Here is a 13,546-nt window from a genome sequence, read left to right as displayed (position 1 = left end):
ACAGCCCGGCGCTCCGTTTACAACCACTTCTCGCTCCACAAACAAAAATGCCGTTCAGCGCTAACTGAACGGCATTACGCCCTTCGGGCGGCTTTGCCGTTTCATGCGCCGTCAACCGCCCAGCTTCGTCCTGACCACCGCGCCCGAGCGCGTCAGCTTCGCCATTTCGCGGTTCTGCACCACGCTCATGAAGCCCGCCCAGTCCGCTGCGAGCGCGGCCTTGTCGACCTTGTCGGTGTCGCCGAGCTTGTAGCGCTCGCCCTGCACGTAAGGACGTTCCCACGCGGCCCGATGCCACGCGCGTTCCGCAAGCGCAAGCAAGCGCGGATACGCCATGTACTCGAACTGCTGATCCGTACGCATCACTTCCGCCCAGGCTTGTCCCTGAATGCCTTCGATACGCGGCGCCGGTCCAGCGCTCGTCACTTCGAACGGTTTGCCGTCGCGATCGGGCATGATCTCCGCGTTCTGCGGCAGATTGTCAGGCGCGAGCGAGAACGTCTTGAAGCTGTCCGTCGCGTGCGAGCCCCAGTAATACCCGCGCTCGCGCTGATCGAAGGCATAGGGGAAGTCGAAGTACAGATAATCCGGCAGCGCGAGCACCGTCTTGTAGCCCTGACTGCCGAGCGTCTGCACGGTGTCGGACGCGCCCCAGAAGATCGTGTCCCACATCGTCACCATCACGTTCGACGTCGCGAAATCCTGCGGACCGTTCGCGTGCTTGATGCCGTCCTGCCACGCGGCCATCGTGCCGATGCCGTTCGCGCGCACGATCTGGCTGACCTGGCGCGCGAAGATCGACGGCAGTTCGTCGACGGATGCAACCTTGCCCGACGCGATCATCGCCGCGCACTGCGGCGAGCGTCCCCACGGCTTGTCCTGCAACGCGAGGTTCACGCGGCCCTTGCCGGGATCGGTGCCGTCGAGCGGCTGGAAACCGCCGCCGAGAAGGATGTTCTTAGCCTCGTCGCCGCCGAAGTGCCACACGGAAAGCGGCGCGCCCGCTTCGCGATGCATCGACGCGACTTCGCCGATCACCTTCGATGCGAAACGCTGCGCACCGTCCGAGCACGGATTCAGGAAACTGCGGCGGTCGTAGAACTGGACGGTCGTCGTGTTCGATGTATCGGCCGGATCGAGCAGACGGTACGCGTTCGCGGCCGCCTTGTTGCCGAGCGCCGCAAGACGCTGGTAACGCGCTTCCATCGACACGACCGCGGCGCGCGCGTGGCCCGGCATGTCGATTTCCGGAATGATCTCGACGAAGCGATCCGCCGCATAACGAAGCAGCGCGACATATTCGGCGCGGCTCAGATAGCCGCCGCCCGAGCGATTGTCGGGACCGGAGCCGAGCTGCGGCAACAGGCACTGCGTTTCCGTGAGATCGTGGCAACGCTTCGCACCGATTTCGGTCAGCTCCGGCAGACCGGGGATTTCGATGCGCCAGCCTTCATCGTCGGTGAGATGCAGGTGTAGCCGGTTGAGCTTGTATGCGCTCATCTGGTCGATCAGACGGCGCAACGTGGCGGGCTGACGGAAGTTGCGCGCGACGTCGACGTGCATGCCGCGATGCGTGTATCGCGGCGCGTCTTCGATGGTCATCGCCGGCACGCTGCCGCCGCCCGCGGGCGTAAGCGAGAGCAAGGTCTGCACGCCGTAGAACAGCCCGCCCGCATCGAAGGCGTCGATCTTCACGCCGTCTTGCGCGATCGTCAGCCGATAACCGCCCGCGCGCGCGATATCGGCCGGCAATGCGCCTCCGGCGATCTGCCCGCTCACGCGCACGGCCGCGCCAGTCAGACCGAGCGTCGCCGCGCGCGACGTGAGCGCCGCCACTTGCGACGATGTCAAACCGGACGCCGACAAATCGATTCCGCCGACCTGCGTCGCGCCCTCACCCGCCGTCGAACGCAGCACCGCCGGCACCGCGCGCGCGGCGGTCTGCTGCGCCGATGGCAACGCGGCTTCGGCGCGTGCGCGTTGCACTTGCGCGGGCGTTGCGGCGAATGCCGCTGCGTCGTCCGCGATCGGCGGAATGCGATCGACGTAGCGGGTTTCATCGTCGGTATCGTTGTGCTTGAGGATGGCAGGCGCCGCATTGCCGTCCGCCACGACATACGCGCGCGGCAACAGATCGCTGTAGCGCTGATACCAGTACTCCCCGACGAACGGCACTTCGATGCGCTCGCCCGCGCCGAGCGTGAAAGCGCCCGCGCGCGGCGTCAGCGCGTAGAGATCGCCGGTGACGTGCTTCCACGCGAACGCCGGATGTTCCACCATCAAAATGCGCCGGATGCTGTGCACGTACAACGTCCAGCCGCCTGCCGGGAGACTGCGGCTGCCGGTGTTTTCGAGAATCAGCTTGCCGCGCGCGCAACTGGCCCAGTCGGCGCCGAGATCGGCGCAGTTCGTGCCGGACTTCGCGGCATCGTTGCCGTCGATGTCCACGCGCACCATCAGGTTCTCGCCGAGCGCCGCCGCGCGCGCCGTCGGCGAGAGATTGGCCGAACCCGAATCCGAGCTGTCGCCGCACGCCGCGACGAGACACGACGACGCGATGATCGTCATCGCCAATAAATTCCGTATACCTAAATATTTTGATGGCAACTGCCTCATTTCTCCTCCGTGGTCGAACGCGCCTCGCGACGCGCCGAAGCACTATACCCGCAACTTACGCGTTGATTATTTTGGGATATTTGCCGGAAGGCAGTGTTATGGAACGGGCTCAAAAATAAAAACACCCCGAAGCGTCAGCTTCGGGGTGTTCGGTCCAGCCATGCGACGATGCGCGATTAGCCGAGGAAGCGTCGCGCGTTCTGGAACACGCGCAGCCACGGGCTGCCGTCGGTGGTCCAGTCGTCGGGCGTCCAGCTCATCTGCACGTTGCGATGCACGCGTTCCATGTGCGGCATCAGCACGGTGAAGCGGCCATCGGGCGTCGTCACGGACGTAATGCCCTGCGGCGATCCGTTCGGATTGAACGGATACTGCTCCGTCGCATTGCCGCGATGATCGACGTATCGCATCGCGACGAGCGCCTGCGCCGGATCGCCTTGCTGCGAAAAGTCAGCGAAACCTTCGCCGTGCGCGACCGCCACCGGAATGCGCGAGCCTTCCATGCCCGCGAAGAAGATCGACGGCGAATTCTGCACTTCGACGAGCGAGAAACGCGCCTCGAACTGCTCCGACTTGTTGCGCGTGAACTTCGGCCAGCTTTCCGCGCCCGGGATGATCGACGCGAGGCTCGACATCATCTGGCAGCCGTTGCAGATGCCGAGCGCGAAGGTATCCGGACGCGCGAAGAACGCCGCGAACATGTCGGCGAGCTTCGCGTTGAAGCGGATCGTCTTCGCCCAGCCCTCGCCCGCGCCGAGCACGTCGCCGTACGAGAAGCCGCCGCACGCGACCGCGCCCGCGAAATCGGCGAGCGTGGCGCGCCCTTCGAGCAGGTCGCTCATGTGGACGTCGTGTGCATCGAAGCCGGCGCGATCGAATGCGTATGCCGTTTCCAGATGCGAGTTCACGCCCTGTTCACGCAGGATCGCGACACGCGGACGCTTGCCCGTCGCGATGAACGGCGCAGCGACGTCTTCCGCCGGATCGAAGGTGAGCACCGGCGCGATGCCAGGATCGGCGGCGTCGAGCAGCGCGTCGTATTCGGCGTCGGCGCAGGCCGGGTTGTCGCGCAGACGCGCGATGCGCCAGCTCACTTCGCTCCACGCGCGATGCAACTCGACGCGCGGCGCATCGAAAATCTTCTTCGCGTCGCGATAGATTTCGACCGCGCCGCTCCGGTTCGGCTTGCCGATCACATGCGAGCACGCCGACAAACCGTGTTCGCGCAGCGCGCCGAGCACCGCGTCGCGATCCGATGCGCGCACCTGCACGACCGCGCCGAGCTCTTCCGAGAACAGCGCGCGGATCGTGCGGTCGTCGCGGCGGCCGCTCGTCTGCTTGGCCCAGTCTTTGGCGTCGCCGTAATCGGATTCGTGATCGGCGTCGAGCGTCAGCATGTCGATGTTCAGCGACACGCCCACATGCCCCGCGAACGCCATTTCGCAGACCGTCGCCCACAGGCCGCCGTCCGAGCGGTCGTGATAGGCAAGCAGCTTGCCATCGGCATTCAAAGCCTGGATCGCCGCGAAGAAGCGCTTGAGGTCTTCGGGATCGTCGACATCGGGCACTGCGTCGCCGACCTGCTGCGTGACCTGCGCGAGAATGCTGCCGCCCATGCGGTTGCGGCCACGCCCGAGATCGATCGAGATCAGCACCGTGTCGGTATCGTCGACGAGTTGCGGCGTGAGATGCCGGCGCACGTCCTCGACCGGCGCGAACGCCGAGATGATGAGCGACACCGGCGACACCACTTCGCGCGCGCCGCCGCGTGCGTCCTGCCACTTGGTGCGCATGGACAGCGAATCCTTGCCGACGGGAATGCTGATGCCGAGCGCCGGGCACAGTTCCATGCCGATCGCCTTAACGGTGTCGTAGAGCGCGGCGTCTTCGCCGGCGCTGCCGCACGCGGCCATCCAGTTCGCGGAGAGCTTCAGCTTGTTGAGCGATTCGATCGGCGCGGACGCGATGTTCGTCACCGCCTCGCCCACTGCCATGCGGCCGGACGCGGGCGCGTCGATGACGGCGAGCGGCGTGCGCTCGGCCATCGTCATCGCTTCGCCGCGAAAGCCCGCGTAATCCATCGTCGTGATCGCGCAATCGGCGACGGGCACCTGCCACGGACCGACGAACTGGTCGCGCGCGGTCGTGCCGCCGACCGAACGGTCGCCGATCGTGATGAGGAACGACTTGCTCGCGACCGTCGGATGCTTGAGCACGTCGACAGCGACTTCGGACAGCGACAGACCCGTCACGTCGACGGGCGTGAATTGCGCATTCTCACGCTTCACATCGCGATGCATCTTGGGCGGCTTGCCGAGCAGCACGTCCATCGGCATGTCGACGGGTTCCTGGCCTTCGTTGGCGTCGTCGATCAGCTTCAGCTGACGTTCGTCCGTCGCCACGCCGACGACCGCCACCGGGCAGCGTTCGCGCTCGCAAATCGCCTGGAACGCGGGCAGATCGGCGGGCGAAATCGCCAGCACGTAACGCTCTTGCGCCTCGTTCGACCAGATTTCGCGCGGCGACAGACCGCTTTCCTCGAGCTGAACCTTGCGCAACTCGAAGCGCGCGCCCTTGCCCGCGCCATCGACGAGCTCCGGGAACGCGTTCGAGATGCCGCCCGCGCCGACGTCGTGGATCGACAGGATCGGATTGCCCTCGCCCAACTGCCAGCACGTATTGATGACTTCCTGCGCGCGCCGCTGGATTTCCGGATTGCCGCGCTGGACCGAGTCGAAATCGAGTTCGGCGGTGTTCGCGCCCGTCGCCATCGACGATGCCGCGCCACCGCCCATGCCGATACGCATGCCCGGCCCGCCGATCTGGATCAAGAGCGTGCCGGCCGGCAGGTCGAGCTTGTGCGTGTGCTGATCCGAAATATTGCCGATGCCGCCCGCGATCATGATCGGCTTGTGATAGCCGCGCACGCGGCCCGCGACGTTCTGCTCGTAGGTGCGGAAATAGCCGCCGAGGTTCGGGCGGCCGAATTCGTTGTTGAACGCGGCAGCGCCGATCGGGCCGTCGATCATGATCTGCAGCGGCGACGCGATGCGGTCCGGGCGGCCATACGGCGCGTGCTCGTCGGACGGATTGCGTTGCGTGAGCGGCACGGCGGCGTCGCGGTCGTTTTCCCACTTTTCGCGCGCGTCGGGCAGATCGAGGTTCGACACGGTGAAGCCCGCGAGACCGGCCTTCGGACGCGCGCCGCGGCCCGTCGCGCCTTCATCGCGGATTTCGCCGCCCGAGCCCGTCGCCGCGCCCGCGAACGGGGAAATCGCGGTCGGGTGATTGTGCGTTTCGACCTTCATCAGCGTGTGGGTCAATTCCACGTTGCGCCGATACTGCTCGTCGGCGCCGCGCGGGAACCAGCGTTCCGCGACGCCGCCCTCCATGATCGCCGAATTGTCCGAATACGCGACGATCGTGCCCGCGTGATTCAGCTTTTCCGTGTTGCGGATCATCTGGAACAGCGACATGTCCTGCTTTTCGCCGTCGATGGTCCATTCGCCATTGAAGATCTTGTGGCGGCAATGCTCGCTGTTGGCCTGCGCGAACATCATCAGTTCGACGTCGGTCGGATTGCGCTTCAGGCTCTCGAACGCGTTCACGAGATAGTCGATCTCGTCTTCCGCGAGCGCGAGGCCGAGCTCGGCGTTCGCGGCCTCGAGCGCACGGCGGCCCGTGCCGATGATGTCGACGGTCTGCAAAGGCTTCGCGGGCAGTTCGTCGAAGAGATGCAGCGCCTGGTCGCGCGATGCCGCGACGCTTTCCGTCATGCGGTCGTGCAGCGCATCCGCGACGGCCGCGCGCGCTTCGTCCGACAGCGCCTTCTTGCCGCCGAGGAAGCCGCTTTTCATGACGACCGAGAATTCGACGCCGCGCTCGATGCGACGCACTTTCTCGAGGCCGCAGTGATGCGCGATGTCGGTCGCCTTGCTCGCCCACGGCGAGACCGTGCCGAAGCGCGGCACGACCATGAACGTCTCGACATGACCGCGCTCTTTCGAGTCCGCGAACGGCGCGCCGTAGTGCATCAGCGCGGCGATGCGGCTGTTGTCATCGTCGGTGAGCGGCTCGGACGCGTTGACGAAATGCAGGAACTGGCCGCGCACGCCGACGATGTTCGCGTCGATGCGGGCGAGCGTTTCGAGAAGGCGGGTCTGACGGAAATCGGAGAGGGCCGAAGCGCCGGGGAAACACGAGAAGTGGGCCATTGTGACGGTGCGTCGATGACGTCTGTGTGCCGCTCGCGCGACGCTCGATCGCTTTTTGCAAACCGGATATTCGCAAATTCGGACTCGAGCACGCTAAACGGCGTGAGGCGAAAGGAAGACCGCGATTATAACCCGGAAGCGTCTCGAAATCGGCCGGGGCGGTCCGTCCGCGTGGCGCGCCACGGTGCAGCGGCGACGCGAAACGGATCGTCGCGCATCCCGAAATTGTCCGCGCCGGGCCGGCCATCGGGGATCGAGCGTGCCGCGGGCCACATGAGCGCCCGGCTCGCCGTCCCCCGCAAACGATTTTGGCGCTATCATGGCGCGCTTTCTCCGGGTACGGCGCGTGCCGAATCACGCCGCCAGCCTGTCGTTTCACCGTCAACGCAGCAGCCGGGCGTCCGTGCCCGAGCGTCACGCCGCACTGCAATCTCGCGCCTTCGGGCACAAAAAGTCATGGATGTCATCGTCATCGGCGGAGGAATCGCCGGCATCGCCACCGCCTGTCAATTACATGCGGCCGGTCATCGCGTGTGCGTGGTCGAGCGCCACGCGACCGTCGCGCAAGGCGCCACCTACGGCCAGGGCGGCGCGCTGCTGCCCTCGCCGCTCGATGTCTGGTTCGGGCCGACGTTCATGGCGTCGAGCCGCTCGAAGCAAAGCGGCATGGTGGTCAAGACCGGCTTCGACTCGGCCGCGCGCGATTTTCTGAAGCAGCTCGCGACGCTGCGCGATCCCGAGGCGTTCGCGGCGCAGTACGCGCATCTGCAGCCGCTCGTCGATGTGTCGCGGCGCGTGCTCGCGGACATCGAAAGCCGGCTGGAACTCGATTTCGAGCAGCGCCGCGGCGTGCTGCACGTCTTCAGGCAGCCGCGCGAGCTCGAAGACGCGCAGCCGGCCATCGATCTGCTCAGAAGTTGCGGCGTTGCGCATCAACTGCTGACGCCCGAGGAATGCGTCGCCATCGAGCCTTCCGTGCCGGATTTCCCGGAATTCGCGGGCGGCGTGCTGCTGCCCGACGAGCGCACCGCGAACTGTCCGCTCTTCACCAAGCAACTGAAGCAGGTGCTCGAAGACGGCGGCGTGCAGTTCCGCATGCATCGCGCGGTGGCGTCGCTGCGTCTGGACGATGGCCGCGCGGCCGTCCAGCTCGCCGGTCCCCACGAAGGCAAAAAGCGCAGCGCCGATGTCGAGCTCATCACGGCGGACGCCATCGTCGTCGCGGCGGGCACGGGCACGCCGGGGCTCATCGGCGGCTCCAAGTCGGCGTCGTCGCTCTTTCCGCTGCGCGTGCATACGCTCACCGCGCCCGTCGCGTACGAGGAGCGCGCGCCGCATCTGACGGTCGTCGATTCGATCAAGCGCATCACGATGACGCGCATCAACCAGCGGCTGCGCGTGGGCGGCGCGGGCGTGTTCCAGAGCGCGTCCAAGGCCGACAAGCCGCTCGACGCCTCGCTCTCGCGCCGCGCGCTCGATCTGCTCGGCCAAGGCACGCACGACTGGATTCCGGGCGCGGCGCGCGTCTCCGCTGCGCGCGCGTGGGAAGGGCTGCGCCTCGTGACCGCCGACGGCCTGCCGCTCGTCGGCGCGACGCGCCATCCGCGGCTTTTCGTGAACGCCGCGCACGGCCCGGCGGGCTGGGGCCTCGCGTGCGGGTCTGCTAAAGTGATCGCGGATCTCGTTTCCGGCGTTACGCCCGATGTTCCCGCCGATACCCTTGCCGCGCTGAGCCCCGAACGCTTCTAGCAGCGCGCTGCGACGGGCACGAATGCTGCGGACGCCGGGTTTCCAAAGCGCTTTCCCGCCCGCCGCCATGACCGCTGCCCGCTCGCCCTATTTCACTCCCAAAGACGATCCGCTCACGCTTCTGACGCTCGCCGAGCTGCGCACGCTCGAAGCGCGCGCAGCCGCCGCGCTGCCGCCGCATACGCTGATGGCGCGCGCGGGCGCGGCCGCCGCGCAATGCGTCATCGATGCGCTGGAGCACGATCCGGATTCGCGTGCGTTGCCGGTGTGGCTCGCGGCCGGCCCCGGCAACAACGGAGGCGACGCGCTGGTGATGGCCGAGCGCCTGCATCGCGCGGGCATTCCGGTGCGCGTGTGCATGCCGGTCGAAGTGAAGCCCGACGACGCGCGCTGGGCGCTCGACGCGGCGCGCGCGGCCGGCGTCTCGATCGACGACAAGCCGCCCGCCTCGTTCGACGGCGTCGGCTGGCTCGTCGACGGCATGTTCGGCATCGGTCTCACGCGGCCGCTCGAAGGCGTGTTCGCGGAAATCGCCGCGCGCATGACGCGCCGCGCGCGCGCGTCGGGGCGCGTGCTCGCGCTCGACGTCCCGAGCGGCCTGAACAGCGACACCGGCGCGCCCGTGAACGGCGGCGAAGCCGTGCGCGCAACGGACACGATCACCTTCATCGGCGCGAAGCCGGGGCATTTCACGTCGCTGGGCCGCGATCTGACGGGACGCCTTTTCGTTTCGACGCTGGAAGTCGATGCGAGCGCGGCGCCGTCGATCGTGCTCAACGCGCCCGCGCTATTCGGCGCATGCATGCCGCCACGCGACAACGCGACCCACAAAGGCACGTTCGGCTCGCTCGCGGTGGTCGGCGGCGATACCGGCATGTGCGGCGCGCCGGTTCTCGCCGCGCGCATGGCGCTCTACGGCGGCGCGGGCAAGGTGCACGTCGCGTTTCTTGGCGAAGGCTTTCCGCCTTACGATCCGCCGCATCCCGAGCTGATGCTGCATCACGTCGATGACCTCGCGCTCGACAGGATGGACGCGCTCGCCATCGGCTGCGGCATGGGCCCGAGCGAGCGCGCCAAAACGGTGCTGACCGACGCGCTGAAGCTCGATGTCCCGAAATTGCTCGATGCCGACGCGCTCAATCTCATCGCGAAAGACGACGCGCTCGCCTCCGCCGTCGCGGCGCGCGGCGCGCAGGGCGATCCGTGCATCCTCACGCCGCATCCGCTGGAAGCCGCGCGTCTGTTGCAAACCGACGCGAAAACGGTTCAGGCCGATCGCATCGCGGCCGCGCGCCAGCTCGCCGCGCGCTATGCGGCCATTGCGGTGCTCAAGGGCTCCGGCACCGTGATCGCCTCGCCCGATGGCCGCGTCGCCGTCAATCCGACCGGCAACGCGGGACTCGCCACGGGCGGCACCGGCGACGTGCTCGGCGGATTGATCGGAGCATTGCTCGCGCAGAAGCTCCCTGCATACGAAGCGGCGCTCGCGGGCGTCTGGCTGCACGGCCTCGCCGCGCAGACGCTCAGCGACGGCGGCATCGGCCCGGCCGGATTGACTGCCGGAGAACTCGCGCCCGTCGTGCGAAGTCTCATCAACCGCCGCTTTTACGCGGAGCACGCGCGCAACTGACGGTTTTCGCGCGTTCCATTGCAAGGCCGCCGTGACGCTTTGCAAGCATCCGTTCATGCATCGTCGCTATACTCTTTTTTGATTCGGGCAACCGCGGCCGCTCACATCTGCTTCAGTCGCGTTCACCAGACACGACGCACAGGCAGGCGAGCCGCAATCGCACGAACGTATTCCTCTGTCACCTTCAGACTAACGGACCGCTCATGACCCAAAACTCGATGCTCAACTCGCTTCCTGCCTGGTCGGCGCTCCAGACGCATTACGATGCCATCTCCGGCGAGCGCCTGCGCGACTGGTTCGCGCCGCAGAACGACACCGCACCGACGCGCGCCGAGCGTCTCACTTTCGCGGGCGGCGGCCTCGCCATCGACTTTTCGAAGAACCGCGTGAAGGACGAAACGCTCAAGCTGCTCGTCGAAGTCGCGCGGCAGGCCAAAGTCACCGAACGCCGCGACGCGATGTTCCGTGGCGATATCGTCAACATCACCGAACATCGCGCCGTGCTGCATACCGCGCTGCGCGCGCAGTCGCCGGATGCGCCCTTCCACGAACAGGTGCAGAAGGAAAAGGCCAAGATGGCCGCCTTCGCCGACAAGGTTCGCGACGGCTCGTGGACGGGCTATACCGGCAAGCGCATTCGCCATGTTGTGAATATCGGCATCGGCGGATCGGATCTCGGGCCGAAGATGGTCGTGCACGCGCTGCATCATCTGGCGTCGAAGGATCTGGACACGCATTTCGTATCGAATGTCGACGGCGCGGATCTCTGGAACGTCCTTCAGCAAGTCGACGCCGAAGAAACGCTCGCGATCGTCGTCTCAAAGACCTTCACGACGCTCGAAACGATGACGAACGCGCATTCGATGCGCGACTGGTTCCTGAAGTCCGGCTGCCCCGAAGATCAGCTCGCGAAGCATTTCGTCGGCGTGTCGGCGAATCCGGCTGAAGTGGTCAAGTTCGGCATCGCGAAGGAAAACGTCTTCGAGATGTGGGACTGGGTCGGCGGACGCTACTCGCTGTGGTCGGCGGTGGGGCTGTCGATCATGCTGTCGGTGGGTCCGCAGAATTTCGACGCGCTGCTGCAAGGCGCGGCCGCGATGGACGAGCACTTCCGCACCGCGCCGCTCGACAAGAACCTGCCGGTGCTGATGGGCATGATCGGCATCTGGTATCGCAATTTCTTCGGTTCGCAGAGCGATCTCGTCGCGCCGTATTCGCAGGCGCTGCACTATCTGCCTTCGTATCTCCAGCAGCTCGAAATGGAGAGCAACGGCAAGTCGGCGCGTCTCGACGGCAAGATGGTCGATTACCCGACCGCCGCCGTGATCTGGGGCGAGCCTGGCACGAACGGCCAGCACGCGTTCTTCCAGATGCTGCATCAAGGGCCGACGATCATTCCAATCGACTTCATCGCCGTGCTGACGCCGGAGCATCCGCTCGTCGATCATCACGCGAAGCTGCTCGCCAACTGCTTCGCGCAGAGCGAGGCGCTCATGCTCGGCCGCACGCTCGAAGAAGCGAAGAAGGTCGCGGGTCCGGGCAAGGAGGAACTGGCGACGCATCTGAGCTTCCCCGGCAACCGTCCGACGACGACCATCATGCTCGACGCGCTCACGCCCCAGTCGCTCGGCGCGCTCATCGCGCTCTACGAGCACAAGGTGCTGGTGCAGGGCACGGTGTGGGACATCAACTCGTTCGATCAGTGGGGCGTGGAGCTCGGCAAGATTCTCGGCAAGGTCGTCGAGGCCGATATCACCGCCGCGAGCGCCGATCCGGCCAAGCACGATTCGTCGACATCCGCGTTGATCGCGCGTGCGCGCGAGGCTTTGAAGCGCTGAAGCGCGCGTTGAAGAAGGTGGCCCGCGGCGCTTCGGCGTCGCGGGTTTTTTTATACGCCGATGCCGTTGACGAGCCGCCCCGCTTCGATCGTCACCGTCGCGTCGCAGCGCTCGGCGAGTTCGGCGTCGTGCGTGACGAGCACGAGCGTCGCGCCGTTGCGGCGGTTCATCTCGAACATCAGGTCGATGATCGCGTAGCCCGTGGCGGCATCGAGGCTGCCCGTGGGTTCGTCGGCGAAGAGCACGGCCGGATGCGTGACGAAGGCACGCGCGAGCGCGACGCGCTGCTGTTCGCCGCCGGAAAGCAGCTTCGGATAGTGGCCCGTGCGCTGCGCGAGACCGACCTGATCGAGAAGCGAGCGGGCGCGCGCCGCGATCTCGCCGTGCGGCATCTCGGCGCGCAGTTCGAGCGGCAGCATCACGTTTTCGAGCGCGGTCAGATGCGGCATCAACTGGAACGACTGAAACACGAAGCCGACCGCGCCGCTTCTGAGCGCGGCCCGTTCGTCTTCGTTCAGGGTCGACAGCTCCTTGCCGAGCAGACGAACCGAGCCCTCGCTCGCGCTGTCCAATCCGGCGAGCAGGCCGAGCAATGTCGACTTGCCCGAGCCCGATGCACCGACGATCGCGACGCTGCTGCCCTTCGCGATCGACAGATCGATCTGATCGAGAATCGTGAGCTCGCCCGTTGCGTCCTTCACTCGCTTGCTTAACCCCCGAACTTCGATGACCGGCTCGATATTGTTTTGCATGGACACTCTGAAAATTAACTTGCGCGGCCTCGTGCCGGCGATCCTGTTGATGGCGGCATGTTCGGCGACAGCGCATGCCGCCGATGCGCAAGCCGCAGCGCAACCGAAGCCCGCGATCGTCGTGCTGGGCGACAGCCTGTCGGCCGAATACGGCCTGCCGCGCGACACCGGCTGGGTCAACCTCTTGCGCGACAAGCTTGCGAAGGAGCGTTTCGATTATAGCGTCGCCAATTCGAGCATCAGCGGGGACACCACGAGCGGCGGGCGCGCACGATTGACCGCGGTGCTTTCTCGCCTGAAGCCCGCGGTCGTGATCGTCGAACTCGGCGCGAACGATGCGCTGCGCGGCGTGCCGCTCGCGACGACGGAGACGAATCTGCGCAGCATCGTCGATGCCTCGCAGGCGGCGCATGCGAAGGTTTTACTCATCGGCATGTACGTCCCGCCCAATTACGGCCCGGACTATACGCAAAAGTTCCACGCCGTCTATGAGCGCATCGCGAAGGAGAAGAACGTGCCGCTCGTGCCGTTCCTGCTTGCCGGCATCGCTGACAAGCCCGCCATGTTCCAGGCGGACCAGATTCATCCGACGGTGCAGGCCCAGCCTTTGCTGTTGGAAAACGTCTGGCCAACCTTGAAACCCTTGCTGGGCGCCAGTGCGTCGCATTAGGACGACGCTGGCCGCGACAGCTCTTGCAGAACCAACGCGGAACACGGCCACGATTCAGATATCTGAGACTTTCGCGT

Annotated in this window: 7 protein-coding genes; 4 read left to right on the top strand and 3 right to left on the bottom strand. The window is 66.2% G+C overall.

The window, feature by feature from the left end; genetic code table 11:
• Positions 1-111: 111 nt before the first annotated feature.
• Entirely contained in the window at positions 112-2,568 is a 2,457-nt protein-coding gene (locus tag NCS02_RS07280; RefSeq protein WP_250519448.1) for a family 20 glycosylhydrolase, read from the bottom strand.
• A gap of 224 nt (positions 2,569-2,792) precedes the next feature.
• Positions 2,793-6,830, bottom strand: coding sequence for a phosphoribosylformylglycinamidine synthase (gene purL, locus NCS02_RS07275; protein WP_008349718.1), 4,038 nt, complete (start codon positions 6,828-6,830; stop codon positions 2,793-2,795).
• A 456-nt stretch (positions 6,831-7,286) separates the two neighbouring features.
• On the opposite strand from purL, the gene NCS02_RS07270 reads away from it, so the two are divergent.
• From NCS02_RS07270 to pgi, 3 genes are all read left to right on the top strand, one after another.
• The gene (locus NCS02_RS07270; RefSeq protein WP_008349720.1) at positions 7,287-8,579 is read left to right on the top strand and encodes an FAD-dependent oxidoreductase; all 1,293 of its coding nucleotides are present in this window, start codon (positions 7,287-7,289) and stop codon (positions 8,577-8,579) included.
• 67 nt (positions 8,580-8,646) lie between these two features.
• Positions 8,647-10,209, top strand: coding sequence for an NAD(P)H-hydrate dehydratase (locus NCS02_RS07265; RefSeq protein WP_250519446.1), 1,563 nt, complete (start codon positions 8,647-8,649; stop codon positions 10,207-10,209).
• A gap of 203 nt (positions 10,210-10,412) precedes the next feature.
• Complete coding sequence (gene pgi, locus NCS02_RS07260; RefSeq protein WP_008349724.1) at positions 10,413-12,047, top strand: glucose-6-phosphate isomerase; 1,635 nt, start codon at positions 10,413-10,415, stop codon at positions 12,045-12,047.
• A gap of 50 nt (positions 12,048-12,097) precedes the next feature.
• On the opposite strand, the gene NCS02_RS07255 is transcribed toward pgi, so the two are convergent.
• Complete coding sequence (locus tag NCS02_RS07255; RefSeq protein ID WP_244808072.1) at positions 12,098-12,799, bottom strand: ABC transporter ATP-binding protein; 702 nt, start codon at positions 12,797-12,799, stop codon at positions 12,098-12,100.
• Between NCS02_RS07255 and NCS02_RS07250 the strand changes: the two genes are divergently transcribed.
• Positions 12,798-13,469 (top strand): arylesterase, encoded by a 672-nt coding sequence (locus tag NCS02_RS07250; protein WP_280519316.1) that lies wholly within the window; start codon positions 12,798-12,800, stop codon positions 13,467-13,469. The genes NCS02_RS07255 and NCS02_RS07250 overlap by 2 nt on opposite strands.
• Positions 13,470-13,546 lie beyond the last annotated feature (77 nt).

The organism is Caballeronia sp. NCF2 (genome assembly GCF_023631205.1).
GTDB lineage: Bacteria > Pseudomonadota > Gammaproteobacteria > Burkholderiales > Burkholderiaceae > Caballeronia > Caballeronia zhejiangensis.
The sequence above is the reverse complement of the archived record's forward strand: the minus strand, read 5'-3'. Positions and strand labels throughout refer to the sequence as shown.